A 23,384-nucleotide genomic window follows, 5' to 3' on the forward strand; every position below is an offset into this window, starting at 1 on the left:
ATGTATCAGGGGGATACGGGTGATTGGTGTTCAGCAAAGGTCTGGTCTGCTATCATCGCCAGCCTTTGTTGATACCAGTTCGCAATTTGCGCTGAAGCGGCCCATGCCATGATTAAACAACGCACCCTGAAGAATATTATCCGTGCCACAGGTGTCGGCTTGCACTCCGGCGAGAAGGTCTACCTGACCCTCAAGCCCGCGCCTATCGATACCGGCATTGTGTTTTGTCGTGCCGACCTCGACCCTGTGGTGCAGATTCCTGCTCGCGCGGAAAACGTTGGTGAAACCACTATGTCGACCACACTGGTCAACGGTGACACCAAAGTGGATACGGTGGAGCATTTGCTCTCGGCCATGGCTGGCCTGGGCATCGATAACGCCTACGTCGAGCTCTCCGCGTCCGAAGTCCCGATCATGGATGGCAGTGCCGGACCCTTCGTATTCCTGATTCAATCGGCTGGCCTGGAAGAGCAGGACGCAGCCAAGAAGTTCATCCGCATCCTGCGGGAAGTGACAGTGGAAGACGGCGACAAGCGCGCCACTTTCGTCCCTTTCGAAGGTTTCAAGGTGAGCTTCGAGATCGATTTCGATCACCCGGTTTTCCGTGACCGCACCCAGAGTGCAAGCGTGGATTTTTCCAGCACTTCGTTCGTAAAAGAAGTCAGCCGCGCCCGTACCTTTGGTTTCATGAGTGATATCGAGTATCTGCGCAAGCACAACCTCGCACTCGGCGGCAGTGTTGAAAATGCGATCGTGGTCGATTCCGATGGTGTATTGAACGAAGACGGTCTTCGTTATGAAGACGAATTCGTCAAGCACAAGATCCTCGATGCAATCGGCGACCTCTACCTGCTGGGCAATAGCCTGATTGGTGAGTTCAAGGGCTTCAAGTCCGGCCACGCACTGAACAACCAACTGCTGCGCAAGTTGATTGAGCAGAAAGATGCTTGGGAAGTCGTGACGTTCGAAGACGCCAGCACCGCACCAATCTCTTACATGCGCCCTGTTGCGGCTGTGTAAGCAAAAAACCTCTCTAGTTTTTTAAGGGCTGCCTTTGGGTGGCCTTTTTTTATGGGTGCTTGGTTGGTGTGTATATCCATTGCTGCGGTGACGGCTGCTTAGGGTTCCGCCCTTACGGCGGGTCACTTTTGAGAAGCCCGGAAGCCGGCCCAGTCAAAAGTAACCAAAGCGCTTTTGCCCCACCACTCGGTGCCTCGCTTAGGCTCGGCATGCCCTCACTCCGGCATTGCTCCGTGGGCCCGCCGCGAAGGGCCATCCATGGCCCAGCGCGGCTATCCCGGCATCCATGCCGGGATGCCCACTCCACAATGCCTGCGTTCGGCCATCGTGGTTAACGGGGCGTCCGAGATCAACGTCCACCGCGAGGCGGCCTTATAGCCGACCTGATTCTTGATGAGGACCGCGTTTCTCCTGTGGGAGCGAGCTTGCTCGCGATGAGGCCGGCAAGCCCAACATCCCTGTGACTGAACCACCGCCATCGCGAGCAAGCTCGCTCCCACATTTCGATATTCAACAGCCACGAAATTTAAGTCCAACACAAAACCACTGTGGGAGCGAGCTTGCTCGCGAAAAGGCCGCCACATCCAACATCACCGCAAACTGACACTCCGCCTTCGCGGCGGCCCACGGAGCAATGCCTTCGTTCAGGCATGCCGAGCCTAGGCGAGGCACCGAGTGGTGGGGCAGAAGCGTTTTAGTCACTTTTGACTGGGCCGGCTTCCGGGCTCTTCAAAAGTGACCCGCCGTAAGGGCCATCCCTTTCAAGGTCTTTTCGTTTTGGCGGCCTTGATTACCCGGTCCGTTGAAACATGTGCATGCACCGCAGTGCCTTGCACCCATGTTTTGGGTTTAGGCACCTTGGGGCCCCGGGGATTTTTCGCAACTTGTTTTGGTTGGATGTTTCTGGCCAGTTCCAACAAGCGATGGGCCAGTTTTTCCAGAGGTATGACGGGAAAACATTCCGAGGGCAGCGCAATTTGCAGGCCTTCATAACCACTCCGGACCTGAACCGCCAAGTGATAGGTTGAGGCTTCCCAGCCGTCAGGCTGGGAAGCCTGATGGGCTTGCTCGACGCTTCGTTTGAGTACGGCCAGGACGTTGTAGGCCAACACCGCAGTAGCGAACCCGAGCAACGCAGCCTTTGGGCTACCAAGGGTTTCGATTTCACTCTCCAGGATTGTTTCCAGTCGCTGGAACATGCCTTCAATGCTCCAGCGGCGGCGATAGAGTTCCGCGATCTGCTGCGCGCTGACGCTTTCAGGCAGGTTGCTCCAGAACATCAAGCTGCTGTCACCCGAGTCTGTTGGCGAATGAAGCGTCAGTTCGACACGCCGACACTGATAACCGCCTCTGACCTGAATGATCTGCTCACGCACAGTGCCCGCGTCCACAGGCACGGGTTCTTGCCAATGCCCCTCTTGAATCAAGCGTGGATGCTTGGCTTGTTGACGAATGACAAAGGAGGTTTTGACCTGTTCGCAAGCCTCCATGACCGGGAGCGTGCAATAGAGTCGATCAGCCAGCCACACCTGGCCCGGCTCGGCATCCGCCAAGAGAGGCAGCACGCAAACACGCTCGCTTGCGTAGGCATCTTCACATGCCTGCAGGTCGATGACTTGATCCAGGTCGGGGTCGTAGACAACCACCGAAAACCCGGGCCGAGCGGCGCCGCGCTCGTGGCGTAAAGCCCCCAGTCGTTTCTCAGTGGATGCCAAGTGATTACCGTCCACCACCCGAACCTGCCAACCCGGCAACATCGTCGTGCAACCCAACTCCTTGATGGTTGGAGCCAGGCGCTGCGCACAGCCCGTGACCAGGGCGCGCAACAAAGCTGGCTCGGTACGACTGATCTTGTCGTAGAGGGCCGCCAGGCTGACAGGAAGATCTTCCAGTTGCCGCGCCGCGGCGTGCAGGGATGGCTTCAAACCCAATGAAACAAGGGACATCAGCTTGATGATGGTCGAGAACAGTAGCTCACGAGAATACTGCCGTTGCCGATGTTCTTCGAAAACCTGATCGACCCACTCAGGAGCAATAGCGTGCTCCAGCGCCAATTTGGCCATAACGCTGGCAGGTGCTTTTTTCTCGAAACGCTCCAGAACATCGGCCCACATCGTTCGGGTATCCCTGATAGAAACTTCAGGGGATTTTACCTAAGACCTTGAAAGGGATGGCCGTAAGGGCGGAACCCTAAGTGGCCGTTACCGCAGAAACGGATATACACACAGAGCGCCCTACAGCAACAAGACGGGCATCACATCGCACAAACCACCCGATTGCGCCCGCTGGCCTTGGCCTGGTACAACGCCTTGTCCGCAGCGAACAAGAGTTGTTTGAGTTCGCTGTACGGTCCCTGAGTCCAAGTAGCGATGCCAATACTCACCGTCATGGGCGCTCCCCCCTCCGACATCGGTGGCAGTTGTTCAACCGCGTCGCGAATATGCTGGGCCATGGTGAAGGCGCCAGCGGTGGTGGTCTCCGGCAGCACCACCGAGAACTCTTCACCGCCATAGCGCGCCGCCAGGTCGGCGGGACGGCGGACATGTTGGCCGATCAATTGCGCCAAGGTGCGCAGGGCCTCGTCACCCTGTTGATGACCATGACGATCGTTGAACGCCTTGAAGTGATCGGCATCGATCATCAGCACAGACAACGGTTGGCCCGAACGTTGGGCACGTAGCCATTCCTGTTGCAATGTCTCGTCCAGTGTTCGTCGGTTGGCCAGGCCTGTGAGAGCGTCGACGGACGCCAGTTGGGCCAATTCCCGTTCAGCTCTGTAGCGGCGGCGCAATTCGCGGCGCAGCAGCCAGGTGAGCCAGAGCAAACCGATGCACAGCGCACCGGTGGCGCCGCTGACCAACAATGCCGTGCGTTGCCAGGAGGCAAAAACCTCCCGGGTCGAGAGGGCTACCACGACAATCAGCGGTAAGTCGCCTACCTGGGAAAAGGTGTACAGGCGCGTTTTTTGATCTTGGCCAGATACGCTGGTGAAGCTGCCGTTGCCTTCGCGCAGGATTCGTACGAAGTTCGGGCGGTTGCTGAAGTCCCTGCCTATCATATCGTCAGCCAAGGGCGGCTCTTGGGCCAATAGAATGCCTTTGCTGCTGACCAGATTAACCGTCCCGCCATGTCCGATGTTCAGGCTTTTGAATAATTGGTTGAAGTAGTTCAACCGCATCGCTGCCTCGGCGACGCCCATGAACTCGCCCCGTTCGTCGCTCAGTCGATAGCTGAAGCTGATGCGCCAATCGTGGGTGGCACTCCTGGAACGGAACGGACGACTGATCATCATGCCCGGGCTCGGGTCCTGGACATGAGACTGGAAATATTCCCGGTCGGCGTAATTGCCTTTGCGCGGTTCGACCGAGGCGGAGTCGGCGATCACATCGCCGTGTTTGTCCAGAAGCAGGATGTCGCCTTTATAGGGAACGGCGGTGGCGCGGTCGAACAGCGCCAGATGGCGAATCGCCGGCGAAACGTCTTTCAGGTCGTCGCGTTTAGCGGCGGCGGCCAAACCTTGTAGCGACAGATCGTAGAGCTCCACGTTACGCAGCACATCGGCGTCAATCAGTTGCACGATATTGGTCGCCGCACGTGTCGCTGCCTGTTGTGCGGCGGCATGTTCGCGGATCAACAGGAACGTCACGATGCTTAGGATGGCAATGACAACCAGCGAGCTGGCCAGTACGAGTACCCGTTCCGAACGTATCGAAGGCGGGGTGTTGCCGGGTGTCGCACTGCGCGCGCTCATGGTTCCGATGTCTGCATTGTCATGTGGCTGGGATCCGTCCCCAAGGATTGCAAACCGGCAATGCACCAGATGCTGGCCTTTTGCTGATTGTGCTTGGATCAATGAGAGCGGGCAATCAGTGTTTGCGCAATAACCCGGTAATTGATGAAAGCCCGGGTCGCGTTCGGACGGTCTTCCGATTTTGCTACAGCTGCCTTTCGCCCAGCATTCATTGGCCAGGAAAGGCCTGATGACTCGTACAAACTTAGGGGGGAGGGGCGTCAGGTGGGCAAGCGGATCCCGAACGTGTTGGCGCCCTGGTCGCTGTGCACAAACACATCGCCACCATGCATCAGTGCAATGGCCTTGACGATGGCCAGCCCCAGTCCGTGGTTGGCGCCACTGTTGCTTCGCGAGGCATCGACGCGATAGAAGCGTTCGAACAGGCGTGGCAGGTGCTCGCCGGCAATCGGTTCGCCGGGGTTGGTGACGGCGAGGCTGATCTGCTCGCCAAGGGTTTCGATGCGCACGTCGATGACTTGCCCGGGCGCGGTGTGTTGTACGGCATTGCTCAACAGGTTGATCAGTGCCCGCCGCAGGTGGGCGATCTCGATGTTGGCCTGGGCGTCGCCGCAGACTCGGACCTGGACCTGGGCATCTTCCAGGATGAAGTCCAGGTAATCGAGGGTGGTCGCCACTTCGCCGGCCAGGGAGGTGCTGGTCAACTTGGTGGCCTTGCTGCCCTGGTCGGCGCTGGCCAGGAACAGCATGTCGTTGATGATCGAGCGCAGCCGCTCCAACTCCTCGAGATTCGATTGCAACACCTCGAAGTAGTGTTCGGCCGAGCGTCCACGGGTCAGCGCCACCTGGGTCTGGCCGATCAGGTTGGTCAGGGGCGAGCGTAATTCATGGGCGACGTCGGCGTTGAACGACTCCAGCCGCGAGTAAGCCTGTTCGACCCGGTCCAGGGTGGCGTTGAAGGAACTGACGAACTGGCTCAGCTCCGGCGGCAAGGGCGACAGTTGCAAGCGCCCGGACAGGCGGGGCGGGGCCAGGCGTTGGGCTTCATCGGACAGCTTGATCAGCGGCTTGAGACCGATGCGCGCGACCCAGTAGCCCAGCAACGAAGCCAGAAACACGCCGACAATCGCCAGGCTCACCAGCGCCACCAACAGGCGATGCTGGGTCTGGTAGAAGGTCTCGGTGTCGATGCCGATCATGAAGCGTAGTGGCGGGCGTTGGTCCTTGGCCGGGAACTGGCTCACCAGCACTTTCATCGGGTAGTGCCGATGGGGCAACGTCAGGTCGCGTTTACCCAGGGGGCCTTGGGCAAAAGCGCGGATCTGTGCATCGGGATTGCCATATTCAAAGCGCGGGTCGTCGCTGACGATCCAGAAATGGATGCGCTTGTCTTCCTCGCCGAGCAAACGCAGCTTGTTGTTGATCTTCACCCAGTGTTCAGGCGTGCCGTAGCGGCCGACGGTGGACTCCAGGACACTGTAGCGGGCATCGAGCTCGGCTTCGGGCAACAGGCCCAGGCCCTTGGCGACCTGTTGGTACAAAGCGCCCCCGATCAACAGGAACACCAGCGCCGCCACCAGTGTGAACATGCCGCTCAGGCGCAAGGCGATGCTGTCAGGGAAGGTCATCACTGCGACTCTCCAGCACATATCCCATGCCACGAATGGTGTGCAGCAACTTCTGCTCGAATGGCCCGTCGAGCTTGGCCCGCAAGCGTTTGATCGCCACTTCCACCACGTTGGCGTCACTGTCGAAGTTGATGTCCCAGACCATTTCGGCAATGGCGGTTTTCGAGAGGATTTCACCCTGGCGGCGGGCCAGGACGCTGAGCAGGGAGAACTCCTTGGCGGTCAGGTCCAGGCGCTGGCCGGCGCGGGTGGCTTTGCGGCTGATCAGGTCGATCCACAGGTCGGCGATGCTCACCTGCATCGGTTCATGGCCGCCGCTGCGGCGGGTCAGGGCTTGCAGGCGGGCCACCAGTTCGAGGAAGGAGAAGGGCTTGCCCAGGTAGTCATCGGCGCCGTCGCGCAAACCCTTGATACGGTCCTCGACCCGTTCCCGGGCGGTGAGCATGATCACCGGGGTCTGCTTGCGGGCGCGCAGGGCGCGGAGCACGCCGAAGCCGTCCAGGCCCGGCAGCATCACGTCGAGCACGATCACCGCATAGTCGGTTTCCAGGGCCAGGTGCAGCCCCTCGATGCCGTCCGGCGCCACGTCCACGGTGTAGCCTTGTTCGGTCAAACCGCGGTGCAGGTAGTCCGCAGTTTTTTCTTCGTCTTCGATGATCAGAACGCGCATGGCCCCGCCTCAGTGGTCTGTGCTCGCCAGCGCCGTCGTCGGCGCCGACCCTGGCTGATGGGCGGGCCGATGGAACACTCGCTCGAGCCACAAGTATATGACCGGTGTGGTGAACAGCGTCAGCGCCTGGCTCACCAACAGGCCGCCTACCACCGCGATGCCCAGGGGCTGGCGCAGTTCCGCGCCGGGGCCATAGCCGAGCATCAGCGGCAGGGCACCGAGCAGGGCCGCCAGGGTGGTCATCATGATCGGGCGGAAGCGTGTCAGGCACGCCTGGAAAATCGCCTCCTGGGGGGCCAGCCCTTTGTTGCGCTGGGCATCGAGGGCGAAGTCGATCATCAGGATGCCGTTCTTCTTGACGATCCCGATCAGCAGCACCAGCCCGATCAGCGCCATGATCGAAAAATCCTGGCCCAGCAGCCAGAGCATGATCAGCGCGCCGAGGCCGGCCGAGGGCAGGGTGGAGATGATCGTCAAGGGATGCACGAAACTCTCGTAGAGCACGCCGAGGATGATGTACACGGCCACCAGCGCGGCGAGGATCAGCCACGGCTGGCTCGCCAGCGAGCTTTGGAAGGCCTGGGCCGCGCCCTGGAAATTACCGGTGATGGCGGCCGGCATGCCGATTTCGTTCTTCGCCTGGTCGAGCAGGCGCACCGCGTCCCCCAGGGCCACGCCGGGCGCGAGGTTGAACGACAGGTTGGCGGCCGGGAACATGCCGTCGTGGGCAATCGACAGCGGGCCGTTGCTGGGCGCATCGAAGCGGGCCAGGGCCGAGAGCGGCACCATTTCCCCACTCAGGGGCGAACGCAGGTAAAAATACGCCAGGCTCTCGGCTTTGCCCCGTTGCGCGGTGTCGAGTTCCAGGATCACGTTGTACTGGTTGGTCTCGGTCTGGAACTCATTGATCTGCCGCTGGCCGAAGGCATCGTACAGGGCCTGGTCGACATCGGTGGCGGTGAGGCCGAAGCGCGCCGCCGCGCTGCGGTCGATGTTGATGTGGGTGATGCTGCCACCCAGTTGCAGGTCGTTGGAGATGTCACGGAATGCCGGGTTGCCGCGCAGCTTGTCGGTGAGTTTTTGTGTCCAGGCGTTGAGGCTCGGCCCGTCGTTGCTCTTGAGCACGTATTGATACTGGGCGCGGCTGGGGCCGGAGCTGAGGTTGATGTCCTGCCCAGCCCTGAGGTACAGCACCACGCCAGGGATTTTCAGCAGCTTGGGGCGGATTCGGTCGATGAACCCGCTGGCCGAGACATCCCGCTCGCCCCGAGGCTTGAGGGCGATCCAGAAGCGGCCGTTGGCGATGGTCTGGTTGTTGCCCGAGACACCGACGGAATGGGAGAAGGTCTGCACCGCAGGGTCGGCAGCGACGATGTCGGCCAGGGCCTTGTGCTTGGCCACCATGTCCGGGAACGACACATCGGCGGCGGCTTCGCTGGTGCCCAGCACCAGGCCGGTGTCCTGTACCGGGAAGAAGCCCTTGGGAATGAACACATAGCCCACCACCGCCAGTGCCAGGGTCAGGCCGAACACGCCGATCATCAGCTTTTGATGGGCCAGGGCCCGACGCAGACCGCGTTCATACCCACCCAGCAGGCGTTCGCCGAACCCTGGCGCGCCGTGGGCAGGGTGCATCGGGGCGCGCATGAACAGCGCGGCCAGGGTCGGTGCCAACGTGAGGGACACCACCACCGAGATCAGGATGGTCGACGTGGCGGTCAGGGCAAACTCCTTGAACAGGCGCCCGACCACGCCGCCCATGAACAGCAGCGGAATGAACGCGGCGATCAGTGAGAAGCTGATGGAAACGACGGTAAAGCCGATTTCGCCGGCCCCCTTGATCGCCGCCTCGCGCATGCCGTCGCCGGCCTCCAGGTGCCGGTGGATGTTCTCCACCACCACAATCGCATCGTCCACCACGAACCCCACCGAGATGACGATGGCCACCAGGGTCAGGTTGTTCAGGCTGAACCCCATCACGTACATCAGGGCGAAACTGGCGGTCAGCGACACCCCCAGCACCGCCGAGACGATCAGGGTCGCCGAGAGCTGGCGCAGGAACAGCGCCATCACCGCCACCACCAACAGCACCGCGATCAGCAAGGTGATTTCCACTTCGTGCAGCGAGGCGCGGATGGTCTGGGTGCGGTCGATCAACACCTTGACCTGCACCGCGGCGGGCAACATGGCTTGCAGGGTGGGCAGGGCCGCCTGGATGCGGTCGACGGTCTCGACGATATTGGCCCCCGGTTGCCGGAAGATCACCAGGTTGACCCCGGGCTCGTTGTCGGACCAGGCCTGGACGTAGGCGTTTTCCGAGCCGTTGACCACCTTGGCGATGTCCTTGAGATGAACCGGTGCCCCGTCCTTATAGGACACGATCAGCTCGCCGTACTCTGCGGGTTTGAACAACTGGTCGTTGGTGGACAGGGTGGAAATGCTCGACTCACCGTACAAGGCGCCCTTGGCCAGGTTCAGGCTGGCCTGTTGGAGCGTCAGGCGAATGTCCGCCAGGGTCAGGCCGATGGCAGCGAGCCGGTCGGCCGAGGCCTGGACCCGAATTGCCGGACGTTGCTGGCCGGTGATGTAGATTTGCCCTACGCCATCGATTTGGCTGATCTGACGGGAGAGCAGGGTTTCGACGTAGTCGCTCAGTTCGGTGCTGGGCATCAGGCTGGAGCTGATGCTGAGGATCAGCACCGGGCTGTCGGCGGGGTTGACCTTGCGCCAGGTGGGCAGGTTCGGCATGTCGTTGGGCAGTTTGCCGGCGGCGGTGTTGATCGCCGCCTGCACTTCCTGGGCGGCGGTGTCGATGCTTTTATCGAGGCTGAATTGCAGGATCAGGTTGGTCGAGCCCAGGGCGCTGCTGGAGGTCATCTGGGTGATGCCGGGAATGGCACTGAATTGCACTTCCAGCGGCGTCGCCACCGACGACGCCATGGTTTCGGGGCTGGCCCCGGGCAACTGGGCGTTGACCTGGATGGTCGGGAATTCCGCCTCCGGCAACGGCGCGACGGGCAGGCGGGGAAACGCGATCACTCCCAGCAGTACCAGGGCAAACGTCAGCAGTACCGTGGCGATGGGGTGGTCGATGCACCATGCCGAAACCGAGCCGCGGCCCTTCATGGCTGGGGCTCCGCGGTCTTGGCCAGGGCGGGCGGATCACTGAGCACCTGGATATGGCTGCCCGGCTTGAGCCGTGACTGGCCGTCGCTCACCAACTGATCGCCGGCGTTCACTCCCTTGATGATGTGCAGGTCGCTGTCCTGGTAAACCATCACCACCGGCACGCTCTCGACCTTGTCGTCCTTGATCCGGTACACGAAGTGTTGCTCCAGGCCGCGCTGGACCACGGTGGGCGGTACCACCAGGGCGTCCTTGTCGACGGCGGTCTGGATCTTCAGCGTCACCAGTTGCCCCGGCCACAACCGTTGCGCGGCGTTGTTGAATTCGGCCTTGGCCCGCAGGGTGCCGGTGTTGGCGTTGATCTGGTTGTCGATGAGGCTCAGGCGCCCCTCGCCGAGCAGCTCCCCGGGGGCGCCATCGGCGCCGATATAGGCCTTGACCAAGGCTTGCTCGGGGGCGGCGATCAACCGTTGCAAGGTGGGTAGCATTTGCTGGGGTAGGGAGAACTCCACGGCGATCGGATCGATCTGGGTCACCGTGAACAGGCCTTCGGCGTCGCTGGTACGCAGGAAGTTGCCTTCGTCCACGTTGCGAATGCCGACGCGACCGCTCACTGGGGAACGGATCTGGGTGTAGGACAGTTGCACCTGGGCCGAGTCGATGGCCGCCTGGTTGCCCTGGGCGGTCGCCTTGAGCTGGTTGACCAGCGCCTGTTGCTGGTCGTAGGTCTGCTTCGAAACGCCGTCATCGACGCTCAGCAATTTGTAGCGCTTGAGATTGACCTGGGCCACCGCCAGTTGCGCCTGGCTCTCGCCAAGCTGGGCCCGGGCCTGGTCGAGGCTGGCGCGGATCGAGCGGTCGTCGATGGTCGCCAACAGGTCACCCTTCTTCACCAGTTGCCCTTCCTTGACCAGCAGGCGGGTAAGGATGCCGTCGATCTGCGGCCGGATCACCACGCTGTGCAGCGAGAGCACCGTGCCGATGCCGCTGGCGAAGCGCGGTACATCCTTTTGCATCACGCTGATGGCCCGTACCGGAACGGCGGCGGGAGCGCCGGGCTTGGCGGTGACGGGCTTGAGCACAAACCAGAGGGCGAGGGCCGCCAGGGCGATCAACAGCACGACAAGCAGGACAGTTTTCTTCTGGATGCGCATGGATATGAAGGGCCGGTTCGGGACGCAGGAGTTGGAGCTTTCTTATATAGCGTTGCGAGCCGGTCAGGAAGGTGACGGCTAACTGACAGGCTTGTCAGTTTTGTCCCGGTTTGCTGTCGGATGAATGCAGATGCCGGATGAAACGGCCAGCGCGCGGTGATATCGGGCAGGTATACTGCCGCCTTTCGCGGCTCGCCTACGGAGCCCGACATACTGAATTGTGGCGAGGGAGCTTGCTCCCGCTTGAGTGCGAAGCGCTCACAGGGATGGGCTGCTTCGCAGCCCAGCGGGAGCAAGCTCCCTCGCCACGGGTTGTTGTCCTACTCAGGTGAATAATTCAAATGACTTCCTCAATACCATCGCCTGCGGACGAACGTTCGCAAGGCGAATCGTCTGGCCAAACGGACAGCGATGTTTCCAGCAGTGAGGACGTCAAGGCGGCGATCCCTGCTTTCAAATTCCCGTTCAAACCCGGTGAACTGGCTGCGGCCAAGGGCGCCGGGCAACAGCCGTGGTACAAGAATGGCGCGAAGAATGGCCATACCAAGACCCCGGGCGCGGCGCCTCCCGGCACGCGGCGTTCCATGGGCAAGCGCTGAATTCATTCTTCAAGCACGGGGACGACTTCAGCTCGTGACCCGTGCGCCTGCCAGGCTGCCACTCAATTCGTAAGCCGTCAGTTCAGCCTGGTGCGCCGCGAGGATTTCCGGCAACGAGCCGCGCAGGTATTCGACCCAGGTCTTGATCTTCGCATCCAGGTATTGGCGCGATGGATAGATGGCGTAGAGGTTCAGTTCCTGGGAGCGGTAGTTGGGCATGACCCGCACCAGCGTGCCGTTGCGCAAGCCTTCGATGGCGGCGTACACCGGCAATACTCCCACGCCCATGCCGCTGGTGATCGCGGTTTTCATCGCATCGGCGGAGTTCACCAGGAACGGTGAGCTGTTGATGGTGACCATCTCTTGGCCTTCCGGGCCGTCGAACACCCATTTTTCCAGCGGGATGACCGGGCTGACCAGGCGCAGGCAGGCGTGGTTGAGCAGGTCGCTGGGTTTTTGCGGGCAGCCGCTGGCTTTCACGTAGGCGGGCGACGCACAGACGATGCTGTAGGTGATCCCCAGACGCTGGGAGACGAAGCCTGAATCCGGCAGCTCGCTGGCGAGCACGATGGAGACGTCGTAGCCCTCGTCCAGGATGTCCGGCACCCGGTTGGCCAGGGTCAGGTCGAAGGTTACATCCGGATGCGTCTTGCGGTAGCGGGCGATGGCGTCGATCACGAAATGCTGGCCGATGCCGGTCATGGTGTGGACCTTCAACTGCCCGGCCGGGCGCGCATGGGCGTCGCTGGCCTCGGCTTCCGCTTCTTCGACGTAAGCCAGGATCTGCTCGCAACGCAGCAAGTAGCGTTTACCCGCCTCGGTCAGGGCAATACGGCGGGTGGTGCGATTGAGCAGGCGGGTTTGCAGATGGGCTTCCAGGTTGGAAACCGCACGCGAGACATTGGCTGTGGTGGTATCCAGTTGTACGGCGGCGGCGGTGAAACTGCCGGCTTCGGCCACACAGCTGAACGCGCGCATGTTTTGCAAGGTGTCCATGGAGGGCTCTCTTGGGAGGTGGCAAATTGTGACATGAAGTTACAGAGATGCGGGACCCGACTAATGGATTATCGCGTTAACGGTAACAAAGATTCGCAGAAAGGTCGGCTTATCGCGGTCGGGGGCGATGCCTAGAATTGCCGCCAAAGCAGGAGCGGGCCTTGGCGGACACTTGTGGGAGCGAGCTTGCTCGCGATGAGGCCGTCACATTCAACATTTGAGGTGAGTGTCCAGACGCCATCGCGAGCAAGCTCGCTCCCACAGGTTTGCGTTAACAGGCAGCCATCCTCGTCGTCATGCCCCCCTCTCAGGAATTTTACGCAAGTGCCGCGTTGCATCAGCAGAGAGCTGAAGACTCTCAGTGTTTGGGTTCTGACATTAACCATCAGTGGTTGCATCGGGACAGGAGGGATTGGGCCGCAAAGCCAGGTATTACCGGCCAACCAATTGGCTACCGATGCGGCCATCCGCGAGGCCGCCCGCGACGCCCACTGGCCCACCCGCCAGTGGTGGCAAGCCTATGGCGATCGGCAACTGGATCGCTGGATCGACCTGGCCGTGCACGACAGCCCGAGCCTGACCATGGCCGCTGCCCGGGTGCGCCAGGCCAAGGCCATGGCCGGCATCGCCGAGGCCGCCGAGTCGTTGCAGATCAATGGTCAGGCGTCACTCAAGCGCCATAACTGGCCCTCCGATCAGTTCTACGGGCCGGGCGAGCTGGCCGACACCACGACTTGGGACAACAATGCTTCCCTGGGTTTGAGTTATGCCCTGGACCTGTGGGGCCGTGAGCGCAATGCCAGTGAACGGGCGGTTGACCTGGCCCACGTCAGCGTCGCTGAAGCGCGACAGGCGCAGCTAGAACTGCAGAACAACATCGTGCGCGCCTACATTCAGTTTTCGCTGCACTACGCCCAGCGCGATATCGTCGCCGCGACCCTGCGCCAACAAACGCAGATTCTCGACCTGGCGCAAAAGCGCCTGGACGGTGGCATCGGCACTCATTTCGAAGTCAGCCAGGCCCAGGCGCCACTGCCCGAAACCCATCGCCAACTCGACGTCCTGGACGAAGCCATCGCCTTGAGCCGCAATCAGTTGGCGGCCCTGGCCGGCAAGGGACCAGGAGCGGGCGCGCAGTTGCAACGACCCACCCTGGCCCTCGGCGCGTCCTTGAAGTTGCCGTCGGCCTTGCCTGCCGAGCTGCTTGGCCAGCGTCCGGATGTGGTGGCCGGGCGTTGGCAAGTGGCGGCCCAGGCCCGGGGCATCGATGTGGCCCGGGCCGGTTTTTATCCCAACGTCGATCTGGTGGGGAGCCTCGGCTACATGGCCACCGGTGGCGGGGCGCTGGAGTTTCTGACCGGCAAGAAGCTCACCTACAACGTCGGGCCGGCGATCACGTTGCCGATCTTCGACGGCGGGCGCCTGCGTGCGCAGTTGGGCGAGGCGGCCGCCGGGTATGACATCGCCGTGGCGCACTACAACCAGACAACTGGTGAATGCCCTCAAGGGTATTTCCGACCAGTTGATCCGTCGCCAGTCCATGGACAAACAGCAGGCCTTCGCCGCCGAATCGGTGGCCGCCGCCCAGCGTACCTACGACATCGCGATGGTGGCGTTCCAGCGTGGGCTCACCGACTACCTCAACGTGCTCAATGCCCAAAGCCTGCTGTTCAAGCAGCAACAGGTGCAGCAGCAGGTGCAAGCCGCCCGGCTGAGTGCCCATGCTGACCTGGTGACGGCGTTGGGTGGTGGGTTGGAGGCTGGGAGCGATACCCCTGACGTGAGTTATGCCCCGTGGCGAGGGGAGCTTGCTGTGGGAGCAAAGCTTGCTCGCGACCGGGGCGACTCGATTTCTGGAAGACCACATTGCCCTCGTCGCGGGCAAGCCTTGCTCCCACAGCAAGCTCCCTCGCCACGATGCTGAGTCGTTCTATTGTGATGTCTTTGTTCGCCTCCGCACGCTGGCTCCATCGCCTCGAATGGCGCCGAGGTTTCTTCGACTGGGCCCGCAGCGACGGGGTGACCTGGGTCTACATCTTCAAGGTGCTGTTCGCCGCGTTCCTGACCTTGTGGCTGGCGATGCGCTTGGAATTGCCACAGCCGCGCACGGCCATGATCACCGTGTTCATCGTCATGCAGCCCCAGAGCGGGCAGGTGTTCGCCAAGAGTTTCTATCGTTTGCTCGGCACCTTGGCCGGCTCGGCGGTGATGGTGGCGTTGATCGCCTTGTTTGCCCAGAACACCGAGCCGTTTCTCGCTTGCCTGGCGATCTGGGTTGGTCTCTGTTCGGCGGGGGCGGCGCGTTATCGCAACTTCCGCGCTTATGGTTTCGTGCTGGCCGGCTACACCGCGGCGATGATCGGCCTGCCGGCCCTGGCCCATCCGGAAGGCGCATTCATGGCGGCGGTCTGGCGGGTGCTGGAGATTTCCCTGGGGATTCTCTGCGCCACCCTGATCAGCGCCGCGATCCTGCCGCAAACCGCCAGTGCCGCCATGCGAAACGCCTTGTACCAGCGCTTTGGGGTATTTGCCCTGTTCGTCACCGATGGCCTGCGTGGGCGCAGCCAGCGGGAGGCCTTCGAAGCGCGCAACGTGGGTTTCATTGCCGAGGCGGTGGGTCTGGAAAGCCTGCGCAGCGTGACCGTGTTCGAAGACCCGCACATGCGTCGGCGCAACGGCCGGCTCAGTCGCTTGAACAGCGAGTTCATGGGCATCACCACCCGTTTCAACGCCTTGCACCAGTTGCTCGAGCGCTTGCGCGGCAGCGCGGCGGATCATGTGGTCAGCGCCATCAAGCCTGGTTTGCAAACCCTGGCCGAACTGCTCGACGGGTTCAGTGGCCGCGCCCTGACCGACGCCGATGCGGCCCGTCTGGCGGCGGTGCTGGCCGAGTACAAAGCCGACTTGCCAGCCCAGGTGCGCCGGCTGCGGGTGTCGTTCCAGGAAACGGCGCCCACTGACGGACAGCAGTTGGATTTCCATACCGCCTACGAGTTGCTTTATCGCTTCGTCGAAGACCTGCACGGCTACGCCCAGACCCACGCTTCCCTGGCCGAGCATCGCCACGAACGCGAGCGCTGGGATGAACCGTTCGTACCACAGACCAACTGGCTGGCCGCCACGGCATCGGGGGTTCGCGCCGCCTTCATCCTGTTGGTGCTGGGCAGCTACTGGGTCGCCACGGCCTGGCCGAGCGGCGCGACCATGACGATGATCGCCGCCGCCACCGTGGGCTTGTCGGCCGCGACGCCGAACCCTAAGCGCATGGCCTTCCAGATGGCCTGCGGCACGTTGTTCGGGGCGTTGATCGGCTTCGTCGAGATGTTCTTCATTTTCCCGTTGATCGACGGTTTCGCGCTGCTGTGTGTGATGCTCGCGCCGGTGATCATGCTGGGTTCATTCCTCAGCTCGCGACCCCAATACGCCGGGGTTGGGCTGGGGCTGCTGATCTTTTTCTGCACCGGCTCGGTGCCGGACAACCTGACGCTCTACAACCCCTACGCCTTCATCAACGACTACATCGCGATGATCCTCGGCATGCTGGTGTGCGCTGCGGCCGGGGCGATCATCTTGCCGCCCAACAGCCGCTGGTTGTGGCGCCGGCTGGAACAGGACCTGCGCGAGCAAGTGGTGTTCGCCATCAGTGGCAAGCTCAAGGGCTTGGCCTCGGGTTTCGAAAGCCGTACCCGCGACTTGCTGCATCAGGCCTACGGGTTGGCGGCGGGGCAGCCGCGGGTGCAACGGGACTTGCTGCGCTGGATGTTCGTGGTGCTGGAAGTCGGTCACGCGATTATCGAATTGCGCAAGGAACAGGCAATCTTGCCGGTGCATCCTGCGTATGCCGAAAGCCAGTCATGGCGCCAGGCGATTCGGGTGATGGGGCGGGCGCTGGTGCGGCTGTTCCGCCAACCGAGCCCGAGCAATCTTGAGCGTGCGCTGGTGGCGGTGGACCACGCCATCGGTCGCGTGCAGGCCACCGACGAACCCTTCGCCCCGCATTTCGACACCTCGGCCCTGCGTCGGGTGAAAAGCTACCTGCATTTCATCCGCACCTCGCTACTGGACCCGCAATCGCCCTTGGCCGGCTATGCCATGCCCCATGCCACACCGCTTTCCCAGGAACCTGAACATGCCCCGTGAGATCGCCTTCCATGGCGTGTACATGCCCACCATGACCCTGATGTTTTTCATCGCCGCCGGCCTGGCCTGGGCCTTGGACCGCTTCCTGTCGGGGTTGGACCTGTACCGCTTCTTCTGGCACCCGGCGTTGTTGCGCCTGAGTCTGTTTACCTGTCTGTTCGGCGCGCTGGCGCTGACGGTCTACCGTTGAGATCGATGCGATGAAAAAATTTTTCAGCCTGCTGGCGACGCTGTTGGTACTGGCCCTGGCGTTGTGGATCGGCCGTACGCTGTGGGTCCACTACATGAACACGCCGTGGACCCGCGATGGCCGGGTGCGAGCCGATATCATCAACGTGGCCGCCGATGTCAGCGGTGAGGTGGTCGAGGTGCCGGTGCGCGACAACCAATCGGTGAAAAAAGGCGACCTGCTGATGCGCATCGATCCTGAGCATTACCGCATCGCGGTCAAACAGGCTCGCTCCCTGGTGGCGTCGCGCAAGGCCACTTGGGAAATGCGCAAGGTCAACGCCCATCGCCGCGCCGACCTGGACAGCCTGGTGATCTCCCGTGAAAACCGCGACGACGCCAGCAACATCGCCGACTCGGCCCTGGCCGACTACCAGCAGGCCCAGGCACAACTGGAAGCCGCCGAGCTGAACCTGTCGCGCACCGAGGTTCGCGCGGCGGTGGATGGCTACGTCACCAACCTCAATGTGCATCGTGGCGACTATGCGCGCATCGGCGAGGCGAAGATGGCGGTGGTGGATATGAATTCGTTCTGGGTCTATGGCTTCTTCGAAGAGACCAAATTGCCCAAGGTGCGGGTTGGAGATTCGGCGCAGTTGCAGTTGATGAGCGGTGAGACGCTCAAGGGCCATGTGGAAAGCATTTCCCGAGGCATCTACGACCGCGACAACCCCGAAAGCCGCGAACTGATCGCCGACGTGAACCCGACCTTCAACTGGGTTCGCCTGGCCCAGCGGGTGCCGGTGCGGATTCATCTCGATGAAGTGCCGGAGGGTGTGCTGCTGGCGGCGGGGATGACCTGTACGGTGGTGCTAGAACCCCGCGGCAAGCGCTGAGCGCACTGGCTAGGGAGATTTGATACACACCACAGCCCCCGTGGGAGCGGGCATGAGTGTTGTGTTCACCCCAAGTCCCTGTGGGAGCGAGCTTGCTCGCGATAGCGGTGGGTCAGTTTGCAAGGATGTTGACTGTGCCGCCGTCATCGCGAGCAAGCTCGCTCCCACAGTTTTCGAGGTGGCCGCCATTTATCAAAGCGACCTACCCAACCCAAACCGCTTCATCAACCCCTTCTCTAGCAACCCTTTGGGCAGCCAGCCGGCCATCAAGGGCAGTGACCGGCTGCCATTGCCCAGGCGCAGCAGGCGGGGTGGCTTGGGTTGTTGAACCGCCTTGAGCAGCGCGGCGGCGAATTCGTGGGTGGGGGTCGGGTTGTCCTGGGAGGCCTTGGCCCGGGCGCGGATACCATCGCGCAGGGGCCACCAGGGCGATTGCTCGCTGATCAATTGCTCGGCTTCATGGCCGGCATTCTTGGCGAAGCTGGAGGCAATCGCGCCGGGCTGGACCTCCATCACGCGGATGCCGAACGGCGCCAGTTCCATGCGCAAGGCATCGCTCAGGGCATGCACTGCCGCCTTCGAGGCGCAATAAGCGCCGGCAAATGGCGTGACCAGCACCCCGGACACGCTGCCGATATTCACCACCAAGCCCCTGGCCCGACGCAACACCGGGAACAGCGCCCGGGTGACTCCGACGATGGCGAACACGTTGGTTTCGAACTGCCGCTGCATGGCCGGCACGCCGCCGTCCAGCAGCGGGCCCATGGCGCCGTAGCCGGCATTGTTGACTAGCACATCCAGGCCGCCGTGCTGCTGGTTGATCCGCTCACCCAGTTGTTCCAGGGCCTGGCCATCGTTGACGTCCAGTTGCACGGCGGTGAACCCGGCCGCGCCGAGTGTCGCCACGTCCTCAGCCTTGCGCGCCGTGGCCCAGACCTGATAACCCGCAGCCTTGAAGGCGTCGGCGAGGGCGCGGCCAATGCCGCTGGAACATCCGGTAATCAACGCAACAGGCATGACGCGTTCCTTGGGTTAAAAAGTTGGGGGGAGGGCAATCAGTTGGAAAAACTCCCGTGCAATCGCTCGGCGCGAAACTCCAGGGTCTGCGGGCGATAACCCGGGCGCAGGGGCGGCAGCGGCAGGCAGTCTTGCCAGTCGGCGCCGGCCTGCAATTCGCCGGGACCACGGTAGCGCGGTGCGTCGTAGGGGGTGTCGGCCAGGTTGATGGTATCGCCGGGCGCATAGGCCGCGACCCGCCACTGCAGTTCGATCAGCGGCACGTCATTGGTGTTTTTTATGGTCAGCGACAGCGGCCGGTCGGCGGGGCATTGTCCGGGGGCATAGCTGATGCGCAATTCCAGGCGCTCCAACTGCCGGGTCTCGCGGTTTTCCTGCCAGAGCACCCACGCGGCGACCAGCCCCAGCCCGATGAACGCAGCCAGGGAGACCGGCAAGGCCTTGGCCGGGTAGCGCAACAGCAGGATGAGCCAGGTGATGACCAGCAAGACGCCGATAAGCATGGTGGAAACCTCCGTTACCGTAGGCACATCCTACCGAAGGCAGCGGGCAATGTTGAAGCAATGATGCCTGCCCAGCGTCCACTTGAAAAAAAAGCCCCCACCCAACCCACTGCGGATAGGGGACGCAGTGGGCTGGACGGGGGCTTCTTGTACGGCTGATCCTTACTGATCGTAGCCGATCATCATTGGGCGATGGTTTTCACCGAGACGCCGCGTTCGATCGGGGTGGAGCGACCGTAGATGTCTTCGAAACGCTCGATGTCATCTTCGCCCAGGTAGCTGCCGGACTGCACTTCGATGATTTCCAGCGGGATCTTGCCCGGGTTGCGCAGACGGTGGACCGACGCGATCGGGATGTAGGTCGACTGGTTTTCGCAGAGCAGGAACACGTTCTCGTCGCAGGTCACTTCGGCGGTGCCGCTGACCACGATCCAGTGTTCGGCGCGGTGGTGGTGCATCTGCAGCGACAGGCACGCGCCCGGCTTGACCGAGATGTGCTTGACCTGGAAACGACCGCCCATGTCCACCGAGTCATAGGAACCCCACGGACGATAGACCTCGCAGTGGTTCTGGGTCTCGGTGCGGCCCTGTGCGTTGAGGGTGTTGACCATCTGCTTGACGCCTTGGACCTTGTCCTTGTGGGCGATCATCATGGCGTCCTTGGTTTCGACCACCACGATGTTGTCCAGGCCGATCACCGACACCAGCTTGCCGTTGCCGTGGATCATGCAGTTGCGGCTGTCCTGGACGACTACGTCGCCCTTGGTAACGTTGCCGTTGGCGTCCTTGGCATTGACTTCCCACAGCGACGACCAGCAGCCGACATCACTCCAACCGGCCGACAGTGGGACCACACAGGCGCGCTGGGTCTTTTCCATCACCGCGTAGTCGATGGAGTTGTCCGGGCAGCAGGCGAAGGTGGCTTCGTCGAAGGTAATGGTGTCGGCCGTCTGCTCACTGCGCTCCAGGGTCAGCAGGCAGGTGTCGTAGATGTCCGGATCGTGCTTTTTAAGCTCTTCGAGGAAACGGCTGGCGCGGAACAGGAACATGCCGCTGTTCCAGAAGTAGCCGCCGGCCTCGACGAACTCGGTGGCACGCTTGACGTCGGGTTTTTCGACGAAGTGCGAGACGCGGCTCACGCCTTCGGGCAGCAATGCATCGTTGGTCGACTTGATGTAGCCATAGCCGGTTTCCGGTTTGGTGGCCGGTACGCCGAACAGCACCATCTCGCCACGCTCGGCGGCCACGGTGGCCAGGGCCAGGGCGCGTTGCAGGGCTTTCTGGTCTTCCAGCACGTGGTCGGCCGGCAGCACCAGCATCAGCTCGTCGCGGCCTTCGTTGACCAGCATCATCGCGGTCAGCGCCACGGCCGGCGCGGTGTTGCGCCCGAACGGTTCCATCAGGATGCGCTGGGCTTCGAGCTTACGGTTGGTCAACTGCTCGTTGACGATGAAGCGGTGGTCTTTGTTGCAGACCACGATCGGCGTGTCCATGCCTTCGAACACCAGGCGCTCGAGGGTCTGCTGGAACAGGGTGTGTTCACCGGTCAGGGCCAGGAACTGTTTAGGGAATTGCTTGCGCGAAAGCGGCCAAAGACGTGAGCCACTACCACCTGACATGATCACCGGAATCATGTTTGTTACTCCTTGAAGCGAAATGGTTGTTAGAGCTACTGCGTTCTGTCGTTTCACTCTCTTGTTGTTGTTCCGTACCCGAATGACGCCTGTGTCCAGTGTGGGAGCGAGCTTGCTCGCGATGGCTGAGTGTCAGTCGACATCAAGGTTGGATGTCGTACCGCAATCGCGAGCAAGCTCGCTCCCACAGGGGTACAGCGTCAATCAGGTGAATTCATCAGCGGGTCGACACAGGGCGTTTCACCCACACTGGCGACAGGCTGCTGCCAGAACCGGTGACGTACAGCACGGCCGCTTCGCCGCGCTCCAGGGCCACGGGCTTGAGGTCGCCGACTTTCTTGTCGCCTTCGAACAGGGCCAGGGACACTTTCACCGGGTTGATCTCACGTTCGCCACGGCCCTTGGCGGCCACGTTAGGCACCACTTCGGTCTTGCCGTCGGCGGTCTTGAGGGTCAGTGCCTTGTCGCTGAGGTTCTGGACGCGGACCAGGGACTTCTGCTTGTTCTTGAACGGCGGTTCTTCGATCAGTTGAGGCTGGCCGGCGGCGTTGTTGACCAGGGTGTAATAGTGATCGGAGGCCAGTTTCACCGGCACGGTCTGGCTGCCGACCTTGGCGCTGTAGTCGCCACCGGGCATGAAGCTGAAGTCGCTGCTGGCCAGGGGGGCTACGTCGCTGATGTTGGTGCTGCCGACGGTGGCGCTGACTTCGGCGTTGGCGGCGTTATAGACCCGCACGAAGCTCGAGCCTTTTGGCGCGACCGGGCCGTACAGGGCCGAGTCACCGGCAAAGGCGGACAGGGAAAGGGCGCTCATGCTGGCGACGAGGGCAACGGCCTTGAAGGAGCGAGCAGCGAGACGGCGAGGAGTAGTGTTGAAAGTCATGGTGGACCTCTCTTTCAGTTTTGCGCCCGGTCGGGCGTCTCGGATGGGGTGTTGGCGGCGACATTCTGTTGGCGAGCGCCGGCTTGCTTGAGCTCTGCGACCCACTGTGGGTCGGCGTCGCCGATTTCGTTGTTCACGGGCAGATAGCGTTCAGGGAACTCCCAGATCAGCACCTGTGGCGGGCTGTTCTTGAAGGCATCGCTCTTGAGGTAGCTGAGCATTGGCAGAATCGGGCCGTGGCCGTCTTCGGCGTAGTTCACGACGTCGCTGTGCAGGGCTTGCTTGAGTGCACCGACGAAGTTCCAGTTAGGGTTGGCGCTGTAGCTGGTGCCGATCAGGGCCACGGGCACCTGGGCATCGGCGAACAGCGCGTCGTCGCCGGCCGGCTGGTCGTCGGCTTCGCGAGTGTTGCGCTTGACCAGCGGCTCCTGGGCTGGCATCAGGTTTTCGAACAGCGGATCCAGCGGCAGGAACTGGCGCAGGTCGCCCTTGTGGGTGATTTTTTCCGCAGGTTCGGTGACGAAGCGCTGCGGCTCACCGTTGAGCGGCGTGCGTTCGGCAATGGCCTTGGCCAGGTTCTCGGCAGCGACCTGGGCACCTTCCGGGGTCCAGTTGGTGTCGGTGCGCAGGAACACTTGCTGGCCGCTTTGCTTGGCCTGTTGCATCGGGCCGAGCAGGTCGGGCGCGAGGATCTTGTCGGCCGCCACGCGAGCATGGAAATCCTGGTAGAGGTTGGTGTGAATGCTCGATGGCTTCACTTCGCCCAGGTGCTCGGGGTACAGCCGCGCCTTGGCCGGCACGATCGCCATGACCAAGGTGATGCCTTGTTCCTTGAGCTTCTGGCGCACGCCTTCGACCAGGGCGTAGTTACCTTGCAGGTTCAGCTCTTCGTTGACGATCGGGTTGAACTCTTCGTCGCTGTACAGCCACTGGTCGCGGCCCAGGACCACGCCTTTGCGGCCCTCGTTGAACAGCTTGTAGTCCAGCGCGGCCCAGATGTTGGTGCCCAGGCGCTTGATCGGGAACTCTTCATCGTAGTGCGTTTCCACGGCCTTGGCCCAGCGCCCGTTGAGCACGGTCGCGTCGGGGTTGGTGCTGAAGCCTAGGAAGCTGCGCATCGACCAGATACCCAGCGCTGTCAGGATCAGCATGAACAGTGCGATGTAAAAGATGCGTAATGAGCGGGTCATGTTCAGATC

General features: G+C 62.1%; 17 protein-coding genes and 1 pseudogene. 6 read left to right on the top strand and 12 right to left on the bottom strand.

Annotated features, from left to right (window positions below):
* Window positions 1-108: 108 nt before the first annotated feature.
* A complete protein-coding gene (lpxC, locus tag PSH84_RS01720; RefSeq protein WP_003178240.1) occupies window positions 109-1,020 on the top strand; it encodes a UDP-3-O-acyl-N-acetylglucosamine deacetylase in 912 nt (303 codons plus the stop codon).
* Window positions 1,021-1,781: 761 nt separating this feature from the next.
* On the opposite strand, the gene PSH84_RS01725 is transcribed toward lpxC, so the two are convergent.
* The 6 genes from PSH84_RS01725 to PSH84_RS01750 all read right to left on the bottom strand — a co-directional run bounded on the left by PSH84_RS01725 (window position 1,782) and on the right by PSH84_RS01750 (window position 11,349).
* Window positions 1,782-3,083 carry an IS4 family transposase gene (locus tag PSH84_RS01725; protein WP_305483151.1) on the bottom strand — a complete coding sequence of 434 codons (1,302 nt, stop codon included), beginning with the start codon at window positions 3,081-3,083 and terminating at the stop codon, window positions 1,782-1,784.
* Between the two features lie 191 nt (window positions 3,084-3,274).
* Window positions 3,275-4,771: a sensor domain-containing diguanylate cyclase gene (locus tag PSH84_RS01730; protein ID WP_122566553.1), complete on the bottom strand. Its 1,497-nt coding sequence runs from the start codon at window positions 4,769-4,771 to the stop codon at window positions 3,275-3,277.
* A 260-nt stretch (window positions 4,772-5,031) separates the two neighbouring features.
* A complete protein-coding gene (locus tag PSH84_RS01735) occupies window positions 5,032-6,399 on the bottom strand; it encodes a heavy metal sensor histidine kinase (protein WP_305483152.1) in 1,368 nt (455 codons plus the stop codon).
* Entirely contained in the window at window positions 6,386-7,069 is a 684-nt protein-coding gene (locus PSH84_RS01740) for a heavy metal response regulator transcription factor (RefSeq protein WP_305482201.1), read from the bottom strand. The genes PSH84_RS01735 and PSH84_RS01740 overlap by 14 nt, the downstream gene beginning before the upstream one ends.
* 9 nt (window positions 7,070-7,078) lie before the next feature.
* Window positions 7,079-10,195, bottom strand: a complete 3,117-nt coding sequence (locus tag PSH84_RS01745) for a multidrug efflux RND transporter permease subunit (RefSeq protein WP_305482203.1) — start codon at window positions 10,193-10,195, stop codon at window positions 7,079-7,081.
* Window positions 10,192-11,349, bottom strand: a complete 1,158-nt coding sequence (locus PSH84_RS01750; RefSeq protein WP_122566550.1) for an efflux RND transporter periplasmic adaptor subunit — start codon at window positions 11,347-11,349, stop codon at window positions 10,192-10,194. Before PSH84_RS01750 ends, PSH84_RS01745 begins: the two co-directional genes overlap by 4 nt.
* 341 nt (window positions 11,350-11,690) lie before the next feature.
* Between PSH84_RS01750 and PSH84_RS01755 the strand changes: the two genes are divergently transcribed.
* On the top strand, window positions 11,691-11,948 hold the full coding sequence (locus tag PSH84_RS01755; protein WP_122566549.1) for a hypothetical protein: 258 nt from the start codon (window positions 11,691-11,693) through the stop codon (window positions 11,946-11,948).
* Window positions 11,949-11,975: 27 nt separating this feature from the next.
* On the opposite strand, the gene PSH84_RS01760 is transcribed toward PSH84_RS01755, so the two are convergent.
* Window positions 11,976-12,944, bottom strand: a complete 969-nt coding sequence (locus tag PSH84_RS01760; protein ID WP_060740766.1) for a LysR family transcriptional regulator — start codon at window positions 12,942-12,944, stop codon at window positions 11,976-11,978.
* A gap of 324 nt (window positions 12,945-13,268) precedes the next feature.
* Between PSH84_RS01760 and PSH84_RS01765 the strand changes: the two are divergent.
* From PSH84_RS01765 to PSH84_RS01780, 4 genes and pseudogenes are all read left to right on the top strand, one after another.
* Window positions 13,269-14,721: pseudogene (locus tag PSH84_RS01765) on the top strand (efflux transporter outer membrane subunit); the annotation flags it as partial.
* A gap of 158 nt (window positions 14,722-14,879) precedes the next feature.
* The gene (locus PSH84_RS01770; protein WP_305482204.1) at window positions 14,880-17,084 is read left to right on the top strand and encodes an FUSC family protein; all 2,205 of its coding nucleotides are present in this window, start codon (window positions 14,880-14,882) and stop codon (window positions 17,082-17,084) included.
* Complete coding sequence (locus tag PSH84_RS01775; protein ID WP_003205331.1) at window positions 17,074-17,274, top strand: DUF1656 domain-containing protein; 201 nt, start codon at window positions 17,074-17,076, stop codon at window positions 17,272-17,274. Before PSH84_RS01770 ends, PSH84_RS01775 begins: the two co-directional genes overlap by 11 nt.
* Before the next feature lie 10 nt (window positions 17,275-17,284).
* The gene (locus PSH84_RS01780) at window positions 17,285-18,148 is read left to right on the top strand and encodes an efflux RND transporter periplasmic adaptor subunit (protein WP_305482205.1); all 864 of its coding nucleotides are present in this window, start codon (window positions 17,285-17,287) and stop codon (window positions 18,146-18,148) included.
* Between the two features lie 192 nt (window positions 18,149-18,340).
* On the opposite strand, the gene PSH84_RS01785 is transcribed toward PSH84_RS01780, so the two are convergent.
* From PSH84_RS01785 to PSH84_RS01805, 5 genes are all read right to left on the bottom strand, one after another.
* Complete coding sequence (locus tag PSH84_RS01785) at window positions 18,341-19,165, bottom strand: SDR family oxidoreductase (protein ID WP_305482206.1); 825 nt, start codon at window positions 19,163-19,165, stop codon at window positions 18,341-18,343.
* Window positions 19,166-19,203: 38 nt separating this feature from the next.
* The gene (locus PSH84_RS01790) at window positions 19,204-19,668 is read right to left on the bottom strand and encodes a multidrug transporter (RefSeq protein ID WP_122566546.1); all 465 of its coding nucleotides are present in this window, start codon (window positions 19,666-19,668) and stop codon (window positions 19,204-19,206) included.
* Window positions 19,669-19,850: 182 nt separating this feature from the next.
* On the bottom strand, window positions 19,851-21,302 hold the full coding sequence (locus tag PSH84_RS01795; RefSeq protein WP_305482207.1) for a mannose-1-phosphate guanylyltransferase/mannose-6-phosphate isomerase: 1,452 nt from the start codon (window positions 21,300-21,302) through the stop codon (window positions 19,851-19,853).
* A 217-nt stretch (window positions 21,303-21,519) separates the two neighbouring features.
* Entirely contained in the window at window positions 21,520-22,185 is a 666-nt protein-coding gene (locus PSH84_RS01800; RefSeq protein ID WP_122566544.1) for an alginate O-acetyltransferase AlgF, read from the bottom strand.
* A gap of 14 nt (window positions 22,186-22,199) precedes the next feature.
* The gene (locus tag PSH84_RS01805; RefSeq protein WP_305482208.1) at window positions 22,200-23,375 is read right to left on the bottom strand and encodes an alginate O-acetyltransferase; all 1,176 of its coding nucleotides are present in this window, start codon (window positions 23,373-23,375) and stop codon (window positions 22,200-22,202) included.
* Window positions 23,376-23,384: the final 9 nt, after the last annotated feature.

It is taken from the genome of Pseudomonas beijingensis (genome assembly GCF_030687295.1).
GTDB lineage: Bacteria > Pseudomonadota > Gammaproteobacteria > Pseudomonadales > Pseudomonadaceae > Aquipseudomonas > Aquipseudomonas beijingensis.